The organism is Thermobifida alba (assembly GCF_023208015.1).
Lineage (GTDB): Bacteria > Actinomycetota > Actinomycetes > Streptosporangiales > Streptosporangiaceae > Thermobifida > Thermobifida alba.
In genome coordinates this window covers 384,996-404,343 of the sequence record NZ_CP051627.1, presented here as the reverse complement: position 1 = coordinate 404,343, position 19,348 = coordinate 384,996, and the positions used below count along the sequence as shown (strand labels likewise).

The window sequence follows — 19,348 nt, the reverse complement described above, 5'->3', positions numbered from 1 at the left end:
GGGGCGGCGGGGCTCAACCGGGCATGCGGTCGGCGACCTCGGCGGCCGCGTCGTCGCCGTAGGAGCGGGCCAGCCGGTCCAGGAGGCTCTGGGGGGTCATGCGGTACTCCTGCGGCCCGCTCACCTCCAGGCAGTGCGCGGCCGCGGCGTTGCCGACCTGGGCGCAGCGGTCCGGGTCCAGGCCCCAGGAGACGGCCGCGAGGAACCCGGCGCGGAAGGCGTCGCCCGCGCCGGTGGGGTCGACCGCCTCGGAGACGTGGGCCGCGGGCACGTGCAGGCTGGGCTCCCCGGCGCGGTCGACGCGCACCCCCTTGGCGCCCAGGGTGGTCACCCGGGTCCGCACCCGGGTGAGCAGCTCCGCGTCGCTCCAGCCGGTCTTCTGCTCGGTCAGCGCCTTCTCGTACTCGTTGGCGAACAGGTACTCGGCGCCCTCGACGAGGGAGCGCACCTGGGGCCCCTCCATGCGGGCGAGCTGCTGGGAGGGGTCGGCGGCGAAGCTCAGCCCGCGCACCCGGCACTCCTCGCTGTGGCGGACCATCGCCTCGGGGTCGTTGGCCCCCACCACGACCAGGTCGAGGCCGCCCAGGCGCTGGGCGAGCGGCCACAGCTCGATGTTGCGCGCCTCCGCCATCGCCCCGGCGTAGAAGGAGGCGATCTGGTTGTGGTCGCGGTCGGTGGTGCACACGAACCGCGCGGTGTGCCGCATCTCGGAGACGTGCACGCCCGAGACGTCCACGCCGTGCCGCTCCAGCCAGGCGGCGTACTCGGCGAAGTCCGCACCCACCGCACCGACCAGGACGGGGTTGAGCCCCAGGCAGCCCAGGCCGAAGCTGATGTTGGCGGCGACCCCTCCCCGGCGCACCTCCAGTTCGTCGACGAGGAAGGACAGGGAGACCTGCGTCAGCTGGTCGGCGATGAGCTGCTCGGCGAACCGGCCCTCGAAGGTCATCAGGTGGTCGGTGGCGATTGATCCGGTAACCGCGATGCGCACGGCGACGGGCTCCTCGGGGTCGAAGACGGGTTGCGGACGGCACAACTGTAGCCGCCGCCTCCCCGGGGCCGCGGCGGTCGCCAAGACGGCGAAGGGGCCCGTCCGGAGAGGTCTCCGAGCGGGCCCCGACCGGCGCGCGGGGCACTGGCCGCGGCCGACTAGTGGAAGGAGTCGCCGCAGGCGCAGGAGCTCTGCGCGCTGGGGTTGTCGATCGTGAAGCCCTGCTTCTCGATCGTGTCGACGAAGTCGATGGTGGCGCCCGTGAGGTAGGGCATGCTGTAGCGGTCGACGACGAGCTCGACCCCGTTGTGGTCGGTCACGATGTCCCCGTCGAGCTGCCGCTCGTCGAAGTAGAGCTGGTAGCGCAGCCCCGAGCAGCCGCCGGGCGCCACGCCCAGGCGCAGCCTCAGGTCGTCGCGGCCCTCCTGGGCCAGCAGCGACTTGACCTTCTCCACCGCCGCATCGGTCAGGGTGACCCCCTGCGTGGTGGCGTCAGTCTGAACCGTCATGTGCGAAACTCCTCCAAAACGGGGTGGCCGCCGTCGGGCGACCCATCGGTTCCTGACGTGTCAACGTCAGTGTTCGTTCCGGCATTCCATCCGATGCTCACCCTCAGAGTAGGTCCTCCGGGGGTCGACCGCCATCGGCCGAACGTCCGTGACGTGCCCCTTGCCCCGTTCCCCGCGCGGCGGGGCGGACGGCCGCGCCTCAGCGTTTCCACCCGCTCGCCACCCGGGCGGAGAGCGCGCGCAGTTCCGGACCGGAGCGTTCCAGCGCGGCCTGGACGGATCCGGCCGACTCCACCAGGGAGTGGGCCGCGGTGACCCCCGCCGCGGCGGCCTCGGCCTCGTCCACGGCGACCCGTCCGGCCAGCACCAGGCAGGGGACGCCGTGCCGGGCCGCGGCGCGGGCCACGCCGTGCGGCAGCTTGCCGCGCAGGGACTGGGAGTCGAAGGAGCCCTCCCCGGTGACGACGACGTCGGCGGAGGCGACGAGGTCGTCGAGGCCGACCGCCTCCAGCACCAGGGCGACGCCGGACTCGACCGTGCCGCCGAGCAGCAGCAGGCCGTATCCCAGACCGCCGGCCGCGCCCGCTCCGGGGGTGTCGCGCAGCGTCCCCGCGGGGTCGGTGAGCTCCGCGAAGCGGGTGAGCGCGGCGTCCAGCGCGTGCACCCGCGCGGGGTCGGCGCCCTTCTGCGGGCCGAAGACCGCGCTGGCCCCGTGCTCGCCCAGCAGCGGGTTGTCCACGTCGGTGGCGGCGACCAGGCGGACGCCGCGCACCCCGGCCCGGGCCGCGGCCAGGTCCACGGCGTCCAGGCCGGCCAGGGCCGCACCGCCGCCGCCCAGCGTCTCGGCGGGGCCGGCGCCCAGGGCGGCGAGCATCCCGGCGCCGCCGTCGTTGGTGGCGCTGCCGCCCAGGCCGACGACCACGGTCTCGGCCCCGCTGTCGACGGCCCGGGAGATCAGCTCGCCGACCCCGCGGGTGGAGGCGGCCCCGGGGTCGCGGCGCTGCGGGGGCAGCAGGTGGAGGCCGCACGCCTGGGCGCTCTCCACGTAGGCGGTCCGCTCCACGAGGAGGAACCGGGCCGCCACCGGTTCGCCGAGCGGTCCGGCGACCTCGGCGTCCACGAGGGTGCCGCCCAGGGCGGTGTGCAGCACGTCGACGAAACCGGGGCCGCCGTCGGACAGGGGGAGCAGCGTGCACTCCGCGGCGGGGTCGGCGGAGCGCCAGCCCTCGGCGACGGCCTCGGCCGCCTCCACCGCGGTCAGGGTGCCTGCGAACTTGTCAGGGGCGATAACGATACGCACCCCTGTAGTGTGCCGGAAAGCGCTCGCCGAGGGGCGGCCGGTGCCGCTCACAGGCCGGGGGCCCCGTAGACCGGGAACCAGCGGCTCTTGTCCGGCTCCACCGCCAGCTCCCCCTCCAGCGCGGCGCTGACCTGGAGTTCCAGGGCGTTGTCCCGGCTGTGCTCCCCCTTGGGGGCGAAGGGGTAGAACGTGCCCCGCCGGTACAGGTAGACCAGGGCCAGCCGGCGTCCGTCGGGGGCGGCGAAGACCACCAGCGAGCACAGCAGCAGCGGCCCGAACCCGGCGCTCTCCAGGGTGGAGTTGACCGCGTGCAGGTCGGTGACCAGTCCGGTGAGCCCGTCGGCCGTCCCGGAGCGCACCACCAGCCAGGTGTAGCCGTACTCGTCGCGCCTGACCTCGGTCCCGGGCCCCCCGTCCGCGTCGAGCAGTTCGGTGATCTCCCGCTGCAGCGCGGCGAACGCCTGCCCCTCGGCGGCCCGGAAGGACACCGAGGCGGCTCCGGTGGGGGTGAGCCCCGTGGCCGCCTGCAGGGTCACGGCCGCCGCCGGGAGGGCGAACAGCCGGTCCAGGTCGGCTCTGCGGGGCCGGCCGCGGCCCAGCAGGGCGCGGAGGAGGCCGGCGACCCTCCCCCGCGCGCCCCGGCGGTCCTGCCGTGGCACGGCTCAGGCCTCCCTTCCGATCCGGCGGGAGATCTCGGCGAGCTGCGCGAGCCGCCGCTCGACCGGGGGGTGGGTGGACAGCAGCGAGCCGAGGCTGAACCCCCCGCGGGCGAGCGCGGGGGCGAAGAAGAAGGCGTTGAACGGTTCGACCTGGCGCAGGTCCCGGGTGGGGATGCGGGCCATGTCCCCGCTGATCTTGGTCAGCGCGCTGCTCAGCGCCGAGGGGCGGGCGGTCAGGTGGGCCGCGGCGCGGTCGGCGGCCAGTTCCCGGTAGCGGGAGAGCGCCCGGGTCAGCAGGAAGCTGAGCGCCCACACCGCGGCGCTGACCGCGACCACCAGCAGCGCCACGACGGCGGGGGCGGGCCCGCCCTCCCGGCTGCGGCCGCCCCCGGCCAGGAAGGCGAACCGCATCCCCGCCTGGACCAGGAAGCCCGCGACGATGCCGAGGAAGGCGGCGACGGTCATCACGGCCACGTCGCGGTGCGCCACGTGGGACAGCTCGTGCGCGATGACCGCCTCCAGCTCGACGTTGTCGAGCCGGCGGCGCAGCCCGGTGGTGACGCACACCACCGTGCTCCTGCCGCTGTGCCCGGTGGCGAAGGCGTTGGGCACGTCGGTGCGCGCCACCGCCACCCTCGGTTTGGGCATGTCCGCCAGGGCGCACAACCGGTCCACGACCGCGTGCAGCTCGGGATCCTGGCGCTCGGTGACCTCGCGGGCGCCCAGCGCGGTCATGGCGATCCGGTCGGAGCCGAAGTACTGGACGAGCGCCACGCCCACCACGACGAGGAGGACCAGCCACCACGGCATGCCCACCCACAGCAGCGCCACGACGAAGGCCGCGTAGACGAGGGCCAGCAGGGCCATCGTCGCCACCATCCGGACGGTCAGCCCCCGGTCGGGGATGAACCTGTCGCCTGCCACGTCGCACCGCCTTCCGCCGGGTTCGGTACGGCCCCGGCCCGCGTGCGGGCGGCGGGGCCCGCGGAGGCACACTGACCCGAACGGCGGGAACGAAACACGGGGCCGCCGGTGTCGGCGACCCCGTCCGGACCGGTGAGAGCGGCTAGTTGCTCTCGGGGATCAAGCCCTCCTCGCCGAGCATGGCCCGCACCTCTTCCATGCTCGCGTCGGGCGGAGGGAGGATGTACTGCGACGGCTGGAGGGAGTCGTCGGGCAGCGGCTTGCCGTCGGCGCGGACCCGGGCCAGCAGGTCGTGCAGCGCGACGCGGAAGACCGCCTCGTCGCCCGACTCGATGGCCTCCTCCAGCTTGCGGTCGAACGCGTTGAGCACGTCGAGGTCGGCTTCGGACAGGTCGAGCTGCCCCTCGCCCATGATGCGGACGATCACGCGCCACCTCCCTCGATCTGCTTGGGGGAGGTGCTTCCGCCGCTGCCGAGCTCGCGCTTCATCGCCTCCAGCTCCCGCTCCACGCCGTCGGTGCTGGCCATGCGGTCCAGCTCGGCCTGGATGTCGTCGCGGCTGGTGCCGGTGAGGTCGTCGAGGGCGCCCGAGGCGAGCAGCTCGTCGACGGCTCCGGCGCGCGCCTGCAGCTCGGCGGTCTTGTCCTCGGCGCGCTGGATGGCCATGCCGACGTCGCCCATCTCCTCGGAGATGCCGGAGAACGCCTCGCTGATCTGGGTCTGGGCCTGGGCCGCGGTGTAGGTGGCCTTGATGGTCTCCTTGCGGGTGCGGAAGGCGTCGACCTTGGCCTGCAGGCGCTGGGCGGCCAGGGTGAGCTTCTGCTCCTCGCCCTGCAGCTGGGCGTGCTGCTCGCGCAGGCTGTCGATCTGGCTCTGCAGCCCGGACTTGCGCTGCAGGGCCTCGCGGGCGAGGTCCTCGCGCCCCTGCGCCAGCGCGGCCCGGCCCTGGTTGGTCAGCTTGTTGGCCTGCTGGTCCAACTGCTGGATCTGCAGTTCGATACGCTTACGGGACGTGGCGACGTCAGCCACTCCGCGTCGCACCTTCTGCAGCAGCTCCAGCTGTTTCTGGTACGAGTAGTCGAGGGTCTCGCGCGGGTCCTCCGCGGCGTCCAGGGCTTTGTTCGCCTTGGACTTGAAGATCATGGAAAGTCGCTGAAACACGCTCATCGGCGTGGCCGTCCTCTTTCTCGGTCCGTATCGGCTGTTCCCAGCGGGCGCTTCTCTCAACCTTATGCGTTCTGACCGCAGGTCGCCATGAGGTGGTGAGCGGCTACCCTGATGGGTGTGTTCCGTCGTCGCTCCGCCTCAGCACCCCAAGAGCAGGTCATGAGCAACTCCACCCAGTCCGAGACCGACCAGGCGCCCGCCCGCAAGGGGTACTCCCCGAAGAAGGGGGTGCCCACGCCCAAACGCAGGGAGGCGACCCAGCAGCTGCGCAGGCCGCTGGCGGCGCCCAAGACGCGCCGGGAAGCCTACAAGCAGCTGCGGGAGCGGGAACGGCGCAGGCGGCAGCGGGAGCGGGCGGGGCTGGTCAACCCCGAGGACCGCTACATCCGCCCCCAGGACCTGGGTGCGGCACGCGCCCTGGCCCGCGACTACGTCGACTCGCGCCGCACGGTCAGCGAGTTCTTCCTGTACTTCTCGCTGGCCATCATCGTGCTGCTGTTCCTGCCGCTGGTGCAGGTCCAGCTGTTCGTCACCTACGTCGTGTGGCCCATGATGATTGTGACAATGATCATCGAAGGCTTCTTCACCGCGCGCCGCGTCAAGCGGCTGATCGCCGAGCACTACCCCCGGGAGACCGAGAACGTGCGCGGCGCGGGCATGTACGCGGTCATGCGCCAGCTGCAGATCCGCAAGCTGCGGCTGCCCAAGCCGCGGGTGGGCGTGGGCGACGACTTCCTGGCCAAGCACCGCCGCTGACGCGGGCCCCGCCCCCGCGGCGGCGCGGTCGCGGCCCGCGGATCCGGGGAGGCGCTTTCCGGGGGTCGGACACTAGGGTGGCGCCCATGGAATTCCGTCATCTTGGCAGCAGCGGACTCGTCGTCAGCGAGATCGCCTACGGCAACTGGATCACCCACGGCTCCCAGGTCGAGGAGGACGCGGCCGTGGCGTGCGTGCACGCCGCGCTGGACGAGGGCATCACCACGTTCGACACCGCCGACGTCTACGCCCAGGGCCGCGCCGAGGAGGTGCTGGGACGCGCGCTGAAGGGGCAGCGCCGCGACGGCGTGGAGATCTTCTCCAAGGTGTACTGGCCGGTAGGGCCCGGGAAGAACGACCGGGGCCTGTCACGCAAGCACATCGTCCGCGGGGTGGAGGAGTCGCTGCGCCGCCTGGGCACCGACTACCTGGACCTGTACCAGGCGCACCGGTTCGACTACGCCACCCCGCTGGAGGAGACCCTGCGGGCCTTCGACGACCTGGTGCGCCAGGGCAAGGTCCTCTACGTCGGCGTGTCGGAGTGGCGGGCCGAGGAGATCGAACGGGCGCTGAAGGTCGCCGACGAGATGGGCCTGGACCGGATCGTCTCCAACCAGCCGCAGTACAACATGCTGTGGCGGGTGATCGAGTCCGAGGTGGTGCCGCTGTGCGAGCGTGAGGGCCTGGGGCAGATCGTGTGGTCGCCGATCGCCCAGGGCGTGCTGACCGGCAAGTACAAGCCGGGCCAGCCGCCGCCCGCGGGTTCCCGGGCCACCGACGAGAAGTCCGGGGCGAACTTCGTCCGGCGCCTCCTGGACGACCAGACCCTGCTGGAGCGGGTGCAGCAGCTGCCGCCGCTGGCCGCCGAGGCCGGCCTGACCCCGGCGCAGCTCGCGGTGGCGTGGGTGCTGCAGAACCCGAACGTGTCCGCGGCGATCATCGGCGCCTCCCGCCCCGAGCAGGTGCGCGACAACGCCAAGGCCGCGGGCGTCCGGCTCGACGCCGAACTGATGCGCCGCGTCGACGAGATCCTGGGCGACTCCGTACAGCGCGACCCGGCGCTGACCGCCAGCCCGAAGGAGCGCCCGTAGCCGACGGCCGGTCCTCGGCCGCAGCGGGCCGGGCCTTCCGCCCGTGCCGTCCGGGCTCTTCGAGCCGGGGCGGCACGGGCGGCGCCGGTGTCGGGGCGGACGGGCGCGCCCGGGACGGTTCGGCCGGGGTCACCGCGGGCGGTACCCGGCGGCGAGTGCGCGCAGGGCGGGGCGGTTGGCGCGCAGCAGGGCGGAGACGTGGCGCAGGCCCGCCCACTCGGGGTGCCCGCCGCGCACCCGCTCGGGGGCCACGCGCAGCAGGCTCCCGTCCTCTCCCAGTCGCAGCAGGCGGCAGTCCTGCCGCGACCACTCGCGCACGCTGTGGACCAGGCCCAGCTCCCGCCGCAGCCTGCGGTCCTGCCGGACCGGCGTCCCCGCGGCGCGCGCGGCACGCCACTCCTGCGGCGTCGGGTACACCTTGCGCACCGCCGCCGCCAGGTCCGGCACCGCCTCCCCCGCCCAGTCCAGCCGCCCCTCCAGCCGCACCGGTCGGCCCTCCTCACGCAGCTCCACCACGAACCACGGCAGTGCCTCGGCGGGCAGCGCAGGGTCACGGCTGACCAGGCAGGCGAGCAGGTCCCCGGGGTCCTCCACCCGGGCCAGGGTCACCACGCCCCCCGCCCGCGCCGTCTCCTCCAGCCTGGCCCGGACGACCTCCTCCCACTCCTCGGCGACCGCCAGGGCGCGCAGCAGCTCCGCGACCCTGTCGCCGTCGAGCGCAGCCTCCACCGCAGAGACCACCGCCTCCGACACCTGTCCCGCGATCCCGGAGAACGCCACGGCGGCCACGATCGCCGCGGCCAACACCAGCACCCCGGCGTACTCCACGAACGACGCCCCGCGCTCGGGATCGTGAATCCGCCTCAGCACCGCGCACCCGTTCCACCGCAGACAAAACACCCGGTTTGACCGCCGCGCCGCACACTTCCCCCAACAGACGCGGAATGAAACTAGTGGCTTTCCGTCCCCCGGACAGGGCCTGCAGACCCAAAGCAGGCCCCGCAGACCTGACCGGAAACAGCCACCGGCTCAGCGAGCCAGGAAGAACTCCCGCGCCGAGGGACGGCTCAGCAGCACCAGGATCGCCACCGGGAAGACGAGCTGGGTGACACGCCCGTCACCGGCCAGGGTCAGCAGCGTGTACAGCACGAACAGGACCTCGGTGACGAGGATGGCGAAGAAGACCACCCGCCCTCCCCGGGGGGACGAACAGGCCCAGCAGCGCCTGCAGCATCCCCGGCAGGGAGACCACCAGCACGTAGCCGAAGTCCCGGGCCGAGCCGCCCAGCAGGACGAACAGCGCCGCCGCGAACACGAAGGGCAGTCCGGCGACCACGAACAGCAGGATTCTGATCCACGCCACCGACCGGGGCAGTTCCTTGGCCATCTCCACTCCACGCTCTGGGGGCTGCGTGTCCGCACCGACTGCCCGCGGTCCCGCCGTGGCCGACCGGTCACCGGCAGGATACGCCGCCCTCCCGACGGTCCGGCCGACGGGAACGGACGCCGGTCCCGTGGGGCGCCGCGCCTCCCCGCCCGGGGCGGCCGGTCGTCTCCGCTGCCGCCCCGCGCCCTCCGGAGGCCGTTGCGCGACGGGTTTTTCCCACGGTCCGCTGCGCGGCCGCCGGGACCGTGGCATCCTGGTCGGCTGTCTTCCGTCTTCCCCCGGAGGAGATCGATGAAGCTGCTGCACGCCGCCGACCTGCACGTCGACAGTCCGCTGCGCGGGCTGTCCCGCTACGAGGGGGCCCCGGCCGAGCAGTTGCGCGGGGCCACCCGGCGCGCCCTGGAGAACCTGGTGGACCTCGCGCTGGCCGAGGAGGTCACCGCGGTGCTGCTCGCCGGGGACGTCTACGACGGGGACTGGCCCGACTACAACACCGGGCTGTTCTTCACCCGGCAGATGGGACGGCTGCGCGCGGCCGACATCCCCGTCTACCTGATCGCGGGCAACCACGACGCGCAGAACTCGATGACGCGGACGCTGACCCTCTCCCTGCCGGAGAACGTGCACTACTTCCCCACCGACCGCCCCGACACGGTGGTCGACGAGCAGCGCGGGCTGGCCGTCCACGGCCAGGGCTTCGCCCGCTACGACATCACCGACAACCTGGCCGTGCACTACCCCCCGCCGGTGTCCGGCCTGTTCAACGTCGGGCTGCTGCACACCGCGCTGGGCGGCCGCGAGGGGCACGAGCGGTACGCGCCGTGCAGCCTCGACGACCTGGTCGACCGCGGCTACGAGTACTGGGCGCTGGGCCACGTCCACCAGCGCAGGGTCGAGTACGACGCCGACGTCAAGGTCGTCTTCCCCGGCAACGTCCAGGGGCGGCACGCCCGCGAGGCCGGCCCCAAGGGCTGCACCCTCGTCACCGTGGACGACCGCCACCGGGTCACCGGACTGCGCCACCACGACCTCGACACCGCCGCCCGCTGGCACGAACTGCGGGTGGACGTCCGCGGCGCCCGCGACCTCACCGACGTGTTCGGGCTCGTCGCCGAGCAGCTCGGCAAGACGCTCGACTCCGACACCGAACCGGACCGCGTGCACGCCGTGCGGGTGGTGGCCGAGGGGCCCACCGACGCGCACGAGGCGCTGCACCGCGACCACGAGACCCTCCTCAACGAGCTGCGGTCCCTGGCCGCCCAGCGCGCCGACACCTGGGTGGAGAAACTCCGGTTGGAGACCTCCCCGCCCGAGGAGCGCTCCCCCGCCGACCACCTGGACGACCTGGGCGGCACGCTGCGGAGGGTGGGTGAGCAGCTCGGCGGCGACCCCGCGCTGCTGCGCGAGGTCGTCGAGGGCTCGGGCGTCCTGGCCCGGCTGCCGGACGAGCTGCGCCGGGAGCTGCGCGACCCCGAACGGCAGCGCGCCCTGGCCGCCGAGGCCGTCGAGCTGCTGCTCGCCCGGCTGGAGGACGCCCGGTGAGGATCGACCGGCTGGACCTGATCGCCTTCGGTCCGTTCACCGACCTGTCGCTGCCGCTGGACGCCCCCGGCGTGCACATCGTCTTCGGCCCCAACGAGGCGGGCAAGAGCACCGCGCTGCACGCCCTGGAGCAGCTGCTGTACGGCATCGGCCTGCGCAGCCCGCACACCTTCGTGCACGGCAACGACCTGCGGCTGGGCGCGGTGGTCCGCGGCGCGGACGGCGAGGTCCTGGAGTTCGTCCGGCTCAAGAAGCGCAAGGACCCCCTCGTCGCCCCCGACGGGACCCCGCTGCCCGAGGAGGCGCTGCTGCGCCTGCTGCACGGCGTCGACCGGACCGTCTTCACCACCGCCTTCGCCCTGGACCTGAAGACCCTGCGGGAGGGCGGGGAGCAGCTGGCGCGCGGCGGGGGCGAGATCGGCGAGGCGCTGGCCGCCGCCCACTCCGCCCACGACCTCCGCCGCCTGCGGCAGCGCCTGGAGGAGGAGCGCGACAGCCTGTTCCTCCGCAACGGCCGCAAACAGGCCGTGGCCCGGGGGGTGGAGGAGTACCGCGCCCTGGACGAGCAGCTGCGCGCCGCGCGCACCCTCCCCACCGAGTACCGCAGCCGGCAGGCCGCCGTCGAGGAGGCCCGGGCCCGCACGGAGGACCTGAAGCGCCGGCTGGGCGAACTCCGCGGGGAGCTGGCCGGCCTGGAGCGGATCGCCCAGACGCTGCCCGCGCTGCGCGAGCGGGCGCACCTGCTCCGGCGGATCGACGAGCTGGCGGCCCAGGGGCCGCTCGCGCCCGCGGACCTCGCCCACCGCGTCGCCCAGTTCGAGGAGCAGGCCCGCAGCGCGCAGGAGGCCCTGGAGCGGACCGGGCGGGCCGTCGCCGACGCGGAGCGCGAACTGGCCGACCTGACCATGGACCCGCGCCTGGCGCGGGCCCTGCCCCAGGTCGAGCGGCTCGCCCGGTCCCAGGAGCGCGTCCGGGCCGAGGAGGCGCGCGTCGTCGAGTTGGACCGCGCGGCGGCGCGGGCCCGCGACCGGGCCCGCGCCCTGCTGCGCGAGGTCCGCCCCGACGCCGACCTGTCGGACCTGGCCGGGACCGCGGTCACCCCGGCGCTGCGCGACCGGGTCGACGAGCTCCACCGGGAGCACCTGCGGCTGCGCGCCCGCCTCGACGAGGCCCGGGAGGAGGCCGCACGCCAGGAGAGCCGCCACGCCACCGCCGCCCGGCAGCTGGCGCAGCGGCCCGCCCCGGGCTCCGGGGAGCGGATCGCGGCGGCCCTGTCCGCGGTCCCCGAGGACCTGCCGGAGGCGTGGACCGCGGCGGCCGACGCCGTCGGCGAGGCCGAGGCCGCGCGCGACCGGGTCCTCGCCGACGCGGGGTGGGCCCGCGAGGACGCCGAGGCGCTGGCCGCCGCCCGGGTCCCCGGCCGCGACCAGGTCGCCGCGGTGCGGGAGCGGTGGCGCGACACCGAACGGGAGCGGCGGCGCACCGACCAGGAGCTGTCCCGGGTCGCCGCGGAACGGGAGCGCGCACGGCTGGAGCTGGAGCGGCTGGACCACGACGGGCACGTGCCCTCCGAGGAGGAGCTGCGCGCCGCGCGCGAGGACCGCGACGCGCTGTGGCGGCGGGTCCGCGAGGGCGACCGCGACGAGGCGGTGCTGACGGCCCACGAGCGGGCGGCGGCCGACGCCGACGCCCTGGCCGACCGGGCGCTCTCGGCCGCCCGCGTGCTGGTCAGGCGCCAGGAGCTGCGTGCGGCCCTGGACTCCGCGCGGGTCGAGTCGGCGCGGCTGCGCGAGGAGGCGGACCGGCTCGCCGCGGACGCCGACGACCTGGACCGGCGGTGGCGCGGGTGGTGGCCCGACCCGGTGCTGCCCGCCCCGGAGGTGGACGCCGCCGAGACCGTCCTGGACCGCCTCGGCGAGCTGAAGCGGTGCCACGAACGGCTCACGGCGGCGTCCCGGGCCCTGGCCGAGGTCCGCGAGCGGACGGCCGCGCACGCGGCCCGGCTCCACGAGGTCCTCGTCGAGGAGGGCGTGGCGGCCCCCGACCCCGGCGCCGGCTCCCCCGAGCGGGCCCGGACCCTGCTGGCGGAGCTGCGGGAGCTCGCCGCCGCCGAACTGGACCGCCGTGACCTGGCGGCCCGGGAACGGGAGGAGCTGAGCCGCGCGCTGCAGGACGCGGAGCGCGCCCTGGCCGAGGCGCGGTCCCGGCACGGCGCGGTCCAGGAGTCCCTGGCCGCCTGGGAGGAGGAGTGGGCCGAGGTGGCCGCCTCCCTGTCGCTGCCCGGGGACCGCCGTCCCGGGGAGGCGCTGGACGACCTCGCCCGATTCGCCCGGGCCGCCGAACTCGCCGCGGAGGCGGAGGGGCACGCCGCGGAGGCGGAGGCGCTGCGGGAGACCGTCGCGGCCTTCCACGGCGCCCTGGACGGCCTGCTCGGCGACTGCGGCCGCCCGGTCCCCGCGGAGGCGGCCGAACGCCACCCGGCCCTGGAGGCCCTGCACGCGGAGGCCGAGGAGCAGCGGCGCCTGGAGCAGCGGCGCACGGTGCTCGCCGAGACCCTGGAGTCCCTGCGGGAGAGCGCGCGCACCGAGGAGGCCCGGCGGACCGCCGCGGAGGCGGCGCTGGCCGAACTGTGCCGGCAGGTCGGGGTGTCCTCCACCGCCGAACTGCACGCGGCCGTCGCGCGCGGCCGCGAGGCGGGGGAGCTGCGCGCCGGGGTGGAGACGCTGGAGCGCAGCATCGTGTCCACCTGGGACGGCGGGCTGGCCGAGGCGGAGGCCGCCGTGGCCGGGGCCGACCGGGAGACCCTCGCCGCCCGGATCGCCGAGGTGCAGGAGGAGATCGGCCGGCTCGACACGGAGTACGCCGAGGCCATCGGCGCCTGGGAGAAGGCCCGGGGGGAGCTGGCTGCGGTCGACGGGTCGGAGGAGGCGGCCCGGGCCGCCCAGCACAGGGCGGAGGTCCTCGCCCGGCTCGCCGAGGACGCCGAGCGGTACACCCGCCTGCTGCTGGCCCACACCGTCCTGGTGCGGTGCCTGGAGGAGTACCGCCGCGCCCACCAGGACCCGATCCTGGGCCGGGCGCAGGAGCTGTTCGCCGCGCTCACCGGCCACCGGTTCACGGGGTTGGACAGCGACCTCGACGACAGCGGCGCCACCGTGCTGCGGGTGCGGCGGGACACCGGGGAGCAGCTGGCCACCCACCAGTTGAGCGAGGGCACCCTCGACCAGCTCTACCTGGCGCTGCGGTTGGCGACCCTGGAGCGCTACGCCGCCGAGGGGCGCTCCATGCCGTTCGTGCTCGACGACGTGTTCATGGCCTTCGACGAGGAGCGCACCGTGGCGGGGCTGCGGGTGCTCGACTCCCTGGCGGACCGCTTCCAGCCGGTGGTGTTCACCCACCACGCGCACCTGGCCGACCTGGCCCTCCAGGCGCTGCCCGAGGGGCGGGTCCACGTCCACCGGCTGCGGCGGTTCGCCCCGGAGCGGCCCGCCTCCGCGGGCGTGCGGCAGGGCTCCGGCGTCCCGCCGCACCCGGGGTCTTCGGAGCGGCTCTGCCGGGACTGCGGGTCCCCCTTCGCCCACCGGGGGCGGGGCCGTCCCCCCGCCCGCTGCCCGGAGTGCCGGTGAGGGCGGGCGGCCGGGCGCGCCCCGGCCGCCCGCCCGGATTCAGATCTCGTCGTTGAGGCTCATCGTGTAGGTGGCGGTGTCCCCGTCGAAGAGGGTGACGCGCTCGGCTCCGGCGTCCCGCAGCCGCCGCCACGTCTCGCCCAGCCAGCTCTCGGCGTCACCGCGCGAGGGGAACAGCTCCTCGGGCAGCTCCGCGCCGCCCAGCACCGTCCCGTCGGCCGTCTCGTACCGCCAGCTCCACGCCATGTGCGCTCCTCAATCCGTGTCCGTCGGCCGCCTGCCGTCCTCCGGCGGGTCCGCGGTCCCGCCCGTGTCGGACATCCTCGCAGCTGCGATGCGGTTAACTAGCGGACGTGCGTATTCGTCTCGCCGGAACGGCCGGGGCCGCGGGGTGGCCCGCTCCCCACTGCCGTTGCGCCTCCTGCAACCGCGCCGTCAACCGCCGCCGGCTGCCCCTGAGGGTGACCGTCGACGACCTCCTGAGCCTGTCCTCCCCCGACGCGCCCGTTCCGAACCTGGTTCCCGACGGCTACTCGGTGGCGCAGACGCCGTACGGTCTGCGGGTCGACGGCGCGGACGGCGGCCGCCTGCTGTACGCGCGTCCCGACGCGCCCGCCGAGCCTCCCGAGGGCGTCGACCCCGGCGACCCCCGCCCGCCGCACCGGGCCGACCTGGTGCTGGTGGACGTGGTGGAGTCGCCCGAGACGATCGGCGCGCTGCGGCGGGCGGGGGTCGTCGGGCTCACCACCGCCGTGGTGGCGGTGGGCGGCGACCACCGGGTGCACTCCCCCGCGGAGTTCGCCCGCCGGGCGCGGCTGTGGGGGGCGCTGGCCCCCTCCGACGGCCAGGAGTTGCGCTGCCCGCCCTCGGCCTGGCCGCCGTCCCGGCCGCACGGGCCCTACCGGGTGCTGGTCACCGGGGGCGCCCGGTCGGGCAAGTCGGCGGAGGCCGAGCGGCGGCTGCTGGGCGAGCCCGAGGTGCTCTACCTGGCCACCGGCCCCGCCCCCGACCCGGAGGAGGACCGGTCGTGGGCGCGGCGGGTGGCCGAGCACCGGGCGCGACGCCCGTCGTGGTGGCGCACGGTGGAGACGCCGGACGCCGCGTCGGTGCTGGCGGAGGCGGACGGCGCGGTGCTGTTCGACTGTGTGGGCACGTGGCTGGCCCGGGCCATGGAGGACTGCGGGATGTGGGCGGAGCAGGCACCCGCCGACGCCGAGGAGCGGCTGGCCGCACGGGTGGACGCGCTGGTGGCGGCGTGGCGTGCCAGCGGGGCCTACGTGGTGGCGGTGACCAACGAGGTGGGCTCGGGGGTGGTGCCGCCGACCGCGAGCGGCGGCCTGTTCCGGGACTGGCTGGGACGCCTCAACCAGCTGCTCGCCGCCGAGTCCGAGGAGGTCGTGCTGGCCACGGCCGGACGGGTCGTCCCGCTGCCGTGAGGGGGGTGGTGCGCGACTGCGCCGCCGGGCTGCGGATGGCGGTGGGCACGCTGACGGCGATCCCCGTGCGGGTGACGCGGGTGGACCGCACCGTGGCCGCCTGGGCGATGGCCGCGGCCCCGCTGGTGGGCGTGCTGCTGACCGCCCTGGCCGGGGCCGTGCTGGCGGGCGCGCTGCTGCTCGGCCTGTCCCCGCTGCTGGCCGCGGTGCTGGCGGTGGGGGCGCTGGCCCTGCTGACCCGGGGCCTGCACCTGGACGGTCTGGCCGACGTCGCCGACGGGTTGGGCAGCGGCGCCGCGGCCGACCGGGCGCTGGAGATCATGCGGCGTTCCGACATCGGCCCGTTCGGGGTGGTCACCCTGGTCCTCGTGGTGCTGGTGCAGGTGGCGTCCCTGGCGGCGCTGGCCGCGGAGGGGGCGGCGGCGGCCCTGTGGGGTCTGGGCGCGGCCCTGCTGTCGGGGCGGCTGGCCATCACCTGGGCGTGCACGCCCCTGGTGGGTGCGGCGCGGCCGGAGGGCCTGGGCGCGTTCGTGGCCCGGAGTGTGCCCCTTCCGGCCGCGGCGGCGGTCACCTGCGCCGTGCTGCTGGCCGGGGCGGCGGGGGACGGGACGTGGCCGGTCGCGGTGGGGGCGGGCCTGGCGGCGGCGGGCGGGCTGCTGCTGCGGCTGCGCCGCCGGCTGGGCGGGGTGACCGGCGACGTGCTGGGCGCGCTCGCCGAGACCGCGGCGGCCGCCGCCCTGGTGGCCGCCGCGGCCCTGTAAGCAGAATCACATCTGTTCACATAAAATCACTCACGGTCCTCCCGGTTCCGCCGGTTCCCGGCGGGGATCACACCAAACGAATCGGTGCGTCCCACACGGGTCACGGAGCGTCCCCGACCGCCCCGCGCGGATTCCGGGGCGCGCCTGCGACGCGTGTGCCGCCCGCAGAGTGCAAGGACTAGCATCAGGACTGTGAGCACGTCGCTGGAAGTCAAATCCGAGTCCCCACGTTCGCTCGACGCTGACGCGGTCGTCGTCGGCTACCACTCCGGGGCCGACGGCCCCGTGCCCGCGTCGGGCGCTCACGACGTCGACTCCGCCTTCTCCGGCGGGCTCGGCGCGGCCCTGACGCTGCTGGGCGCCACCACAGCGGTGGAGGAGGTGCGCACCGTCCCGGCCCTGGGGGCCGTCGCGGCTCCGGTGGTGGTCGCGGTCGGCCTCGGTCCGGCCCCCGCCGAGGGGGAGTCGGTCTCCGCCGACACCGTGGCGCGCGCCGCGGGAGCCGCGCTGCGCTCGCTGCGCGGCAAGTCCCGGGTCGTCCTCGCGCTGCCGGCCGAGACCGGCGAGCTGGCCGCCGCCGCGGCGCTGGGCGCGCTGCTGGGCGGCTACTCCTTCGACCGCTACCGCACCGACTCCGAGCAGGCCCCTCTTGAGGCCCTGACCGTGGTCAGCGGGGCCGCCGACGCGGCCGAGGCGGTGCGGCGCGCCGAGGTGCTGGCCGCCTCGGTCGGCCTCGCCCGCGACCTGGTCAACACCGCGCCCGCCGACCTGTGCCCCGCGGACCTCGCGGGAATCGCCGAGCAGGTCGGCCGGGACAGCGGCCTGGACGTGACGGTCCTCGACGAGAAAGCGCTGGTCGAGGGCGGTTACGGCGGGATCGTCGGGGTCGGTCAGGGGTCGGCCAACCCGCCGCGTCTGGTCCGCCTGTCCTACAGCCACCCGGAGGCGGCCAAGACGCTCGCGCTCGTCGGCAAGGGCATCACCTTCGACTCCGGCGGCCTGTCGCTCAAGCCCGCCGCGTCGATGGACTGGATGAAGTCCGACATGGGAGGCGCTGCGGCGGTGCTGGCCGCGATGCGCGCCATCGCCGAGCTCCGTCCCGCGGTGAACGTCGTCGGCTACCTCGCGATCGCCGAGAACATGCCCAGCGGCACCGCGCAGCGCCCCTCCGACGTGCTGACCGTCTACGGCGGCAAGACCGTGGAGGTGCTCAACACCGACGCGGAGGGCCGCCTGGTGATGGCCGACGCGCTGGTGCGCGCGCACGAGGACGATCCCGACCTGATCGTGGACGTGGCCACGCTGACCGGTGCGCAACTGGTCGCGCTGGGCACCCGGGTCTTCGCGGTGATGGCCAACGACGACGCGGTGCGCGAGCAGGTGGTGGCCGCGGCCGCGGACGCCGGCGAGGCGGCCTGGCCCATGCCGCTGCCCGAGGAGCTGCGCAAGGGCCTGGACTCCTCGGTCGCCGACATCGCCAACGTCGCGGGGGAGCGCTGGGGCGGCATGCTCAGCGCCGGAGTCTTCCTCAAGGAGTTCATCGCGGACGGAGTCAAGTGGGCGCACCTGGACATCGCCGGACCGGCGTTCAACCAGGGGCAGCCCCACGGTTACACCCCCAAGGGGGGCACGGGCGCGGCGACGCGCACCCTCGTTCGCCTCGCCGAGTCCCTCGCCGAAAGAGCCGAATAACCCAAGACCGGACGTCTTGAGCCGCGTCCGGGCTCGCCAACGGTGTGCGATCACACCGCAGAAACCAGTCAAGGAGTGTCCTTCCCGTGAGTGAGAGCGGCGGCACATTCGACCTCGTCATCCTGGGCGCCGGTAGCGGTGGCTACGCGGCCGCCATCCGCGCCTCCGAACTCGGCATGCGTGTCGCCCTGATCGAGAAAGACAAGCTCGGCGGCACCTGCCTGCACTACGGCTGCATCCCGACCAAGGCCCTGCTGCACGCCGGCGAGGTCGCCGACACCGTCCGCGCGAGCGAGAAGTTCGGTGTCCAGTCCTCGTTCGGCGCCATCGACATGGCCGGTGTGCACAAGTACAAGGACAAGGTCGTCAGCGGCCTGCACCGCGGCCTGACCGGCCTGATCAAGTCCCACGGCATCACCGTCGTGGAGGGCGAGGGCAAGCTGACCGGCGTCGACGAGGTCACCGTCAACGGCGCGGTCTACAAGGGCGCCAACATCGTGCTGGCCACCGGCTCCCAGGCACGCTCCCTGCCCGGTCTGGACCTGGACGGCGAGCGGATCATCACCAGCTACGAGGCCCTCCGGCTGGACCGCGTCCCCAAGTCCGCGATCATCCTGGGCGGCGGCGTCATCGGCGTGGAGTTCGCCAGCGTGTGGCGTTCCTTCGGCGCCGAGGTGACCATCGTCGAGGCCCTGCCGCACCTGGTCCCCGCGGAGGAGGAGTCCAGCTCCAAGCTGCTGGAGCGGGCCTTCCGCAAGCGCGGCATCAAGTTCGAGCTGGGCAGCCCGTTCGAGAGCGTCAAGACCACCGAGACCGGGGTCAGCATGACGCTGGCCAACGGCAAGACCGTCGAGGGCGAGCTGCTGCTGGTGGCCGTGGGCCGCAGCCCGGTCTCGCAGGGGCTGGGCTTCGAGGAGGCCGGCATCCGGCTGGAGCGCGGCTTCGTCCAGGTCGACGAGAACCTGCACACCGGCGTGGGCAACATCTACGCGGTGGGCGACCTCATCCCCACCCTGCAGCTGGCGCACGTCGGCTTCGCCGAGGGCATCTTCGTGGCCGAGCACATCGCCGGGCTGAACCCGGTGAACATCGACTACGACGGCGTCCCCCGGGTCACCTACTCCGATCCGGAGGTGGCGTCCGTGGGCATCACCTCCAAGACCGCGGCCGAGCGCGGGATCGAGACCACCGAGTTCGTCTACAACCTGGCGGGCAACGGCAAGAGCCAGATCCTGCAGACGCAGGGCGCGGTCAAGGTCATCGCGGCCAAGGACGGCCCGGTCCTGGGCGTGCACATGGTGGGCAGCCGGGTCGGCGAACTGGTCACCGAGGGCCAGCTGATCTACAACTGGGAGGCGCTGCCCTCCGAGGTGGCGCAGCTCATCCACGCGCACCCGACGCAGTCGGAGGCGCTGGGCGAGGCGCACCTGGCGCTGGCGGGCAAGCCGCTGCACGTCCACGACTGACCCGTCGCGGGTGGGCGGGCCCCGCGGGCGTCCGCCCACCC

18 protein-coding genes are annotated in these 19,348 nt (G+C 74.8%); 8 read left to right on the top strand and 10 right to left on the bottom strand.

The features are described from left to right. Nucleotides 1-13: 13 nt before the first annotated feature. From FOF52_RS01820 to FOF52_RS01790, 7 genes are all read right to left on the bottom strand, one after another. Nucleotides 14-991, bottom strand: coding sequence for a carbohydrate kinase family protein (locus FOF52_RS01820; protein ID WP_248592088.1), 978 nt, complete (start codon nt 989-991; stop codon nt 14-16). 158 nt (nt 992-1,149) lie between these two features. Then, complete coding sequence (gene erpA, locus FOF52_RS01815; protein WP_248592087.1) at nt 1,150-1,500, bottom strand: iron-sulfur cluster insertion protein ErpA; 351 nt, start codon at nt 1,498-1,500, stop codon at nt 1,150-1,152. A gap of 199 nt (nt 1,501-1,699) precedes the next feature. Then, entirely contained in the window at nt 1,700-2,800 is a 1,101-nt protein-coding gene (locus tag FOF52_RS01810) for a glycerate kinase (protein WP_248592086.1), read from the bottom strand. A 47-nt stretch (nt 2,801-2,847) separates the two neighbouring features. Continuing rightward, on the bottom strand, nt 2,848-3,459 hold the full coding sequence (gene pspAB, locus FOF52_RS01805; RefSeq protein WP_248592085.1) for a PspA-associated protein PspAB: 612 nt from the start codon (nt 3,457-3,459) through the stop codon (nt 2,848-2,850). 3 nt (nt 3,460-3,462) lie between these two features. Beyond that, nucleotides 3,463-4,383, bottom strand: coding sequence for a zinc metalloprotease HtpX (htpX, locus tag FOF52_RS01800; RefSeq protein WP_248592084.1), 921 nt, complete (start codon nt 4,381-4,383; stop codon nt 3,463-3,465). Between the two features lie 142 nt (nt 4,384-4,525). Next, nucleotides 4,526-4,810, bottom strand: a complete 285-nt coding sequence (pspAA, locus tag FOF52_RS01795) for a PspA-associated protein PspAA (RefSeq protein WP_248592083.1) — start codon at nt 4,808-4,810, stop codon at nt 4,526-4,528. Continuing rightward, a complete protein-coding gene (locus tag FOF52_RS01790; protein ID WP_282573795.1) occupies nt 4,807-5,550 on the bottom strand; it encodes a PspA/IM30 family protein in 744 nt (247 codons plus the stop codon). Before FOF52_RS01790 ends, pspAA begins: the two co-directional genes overlap by 4 nt. A 159-nt stretch (nt 5,551-5,709) precedes the next feature. Between FOF52_RS01790 and FOF52_RS01785 the strand changes: the two genes are divergently transcribed. Beyond that, nucleotides 5,710-6,306: a DUF3043 domain-containing protein gene (locus FOF52_RS01785; RefSeq protein WP_248592082.1), complete on the top strand. Its 597-nt coding sequence runs from the start codon at nt 5,710-5,712 to the stop codon at nt 6,304-6,306. 86 nt (nt 6,307-6,392) lie between these two features. Continuing rightward, the gene (locus FOF52_RS01780; protein ID WP_248592081.1) at nt 6,393-7,397 is read left to right on the top strand and encodes an aldo/keto reductase family protein; all 1,005 of its coding nucleotides are present in this window, start codon (nt 6,393-6,395) and stop codon (nt 7,395-7,397) included. A 129-nt stretch (nt 7,398-7,526) separates the two neighbouring features. Here FOF52_RS01780 and FOF52_RS01775 read toward each other — a convergent pair whose 3' ends face one another. Both FOF52_RS01775 and FOF52_RS01770 read right to left on the bottom strand, forming a co-directional pair. After that, complete coding sequence (locus FOF52_RS01775; RefSeq protein ID WP_248592080.1) at nt 7,527-8,267, bottom strand: hypothetical protein; 741 nt, start codon at nt 8,265-8,267, stop codon at nt 7,527-7,529. A 159-nt stretch (nt 8,268-8,426) separates the two neighbouring features. Continuing rightward, nucleotides 8,427-8,585 (bottom strand): hypothetical protein, encoded by a 159-nt coding sequence (locus tag FOF52_RS01770; protein ID WP_248592079.1) that lies wholly within the window; start codon nt 8,583-8,585, stop codon nt 8,427-8,429. A 490-nt stretch (nt 8,586-9,075) separates the two neighbouring features. Here FOF52_RS01770 and FOF52_RS01765 point away from each other — a divergent pair, with 490 nt between their 5' ends. Both FOF52_RS01765 and FOF52_RS01760 read left to right on the top strand, forming a co-directional pair. Then, on the top strand, nt 9,076-10,326 hold the full coding sequence (locus FOF52_RS01765; protein WP_248592078.1) for a metallophosphoesterase family protein: 1,251 nt from the start codon (nt 9,076-9,078) through the stop codon (nt 10,324-10,326). Continuing rightward, the gene (locus FOF52_RS01760; RefSeq protein ID WP_248592077.1) at nt 10,323-13,952 is read left to right on the top strand and encodes an ATP-binding protein; all 3,630 of its coding nucleotides are present in this window, start codon (nt 10,323-10,325) and stop codon (nt 13,950-13,952) included. The genes FOF52_RS01765 and FOF52_RS01760 overlap by 4 nt, the downstream gene beginning before the upstream one ends. A 39-nt stretch (nt 13,953-13,991) precedes the next feature. On the opposite strand, the gene FOF52_RS01755 is transcribed toward FOF52_RS01760, so the two are convergent. Next, entirely contained in the window at nt 13,992-14,198 is a 207-nt protein-coding gene (locus tag FOF52_RS01755) for a hypothetical protein (protein WP_248592076.1), read from the bottom strand. Between the two features lie 215 nt (nt 14,199-14,413). Between FOF52_RS01755 and FOF52_RS01750 the strand changes: the two genes are divergently transcribed. The 4 genes from FOF52_RS01750 (at nt 14,414) to lpdA (ending at nt 19,307) form a co-directional block, all read left to right on the top strand. Beyond that, a complete protein-coding gene (locus tag FOF52_RS01750; protein ID WP_425265541.1) occupies nt 14,414-15,388 on the top strand; it encodes a bifunctional adenosylcobinamide kinase/adenosylcobinamide-phosphate guanylyltransferase in 975 nt (324 codons plus the stop codon). Between the two features lie 5 nt (nt 15,389-15,393). Next, complete coding sequence (locus FOF52_RS01745; protein ID WP_248593721.1) at nt 15,394-16,149, top strand: adenosylcobinamide-GDP ribazoletransferase; 756 nt, start codon at nt 15,394-15,396, stop codon at nt 16,147-16,149. A 192-nt stretch (nt 16,150-16,341) separates the two neighbouring features. Next, entirely contained in the window at nt 16,342-17,841 is a 1,500-nt protein-coding gene (locus tag FOF52_RS01740) for a leucyl aminopeptidase (protein ID WP_248592075.1), read from the top strand. Between the two features lie 86 nt (nt 17,842-17,927). Continuing rightward, a complete protein-coding gene (gene lpdA / locus FOF52_RS01735; protein ID WP_248592074.1) occupies nt 17,928-19,307 on the top strand; it encodes a dihydrolipoyl dehydrogenase in 1,380 nt (459 codons plus the stop codon). Nucleotides 19,308-19,348 lie beyond the last annotated feature (41 nt).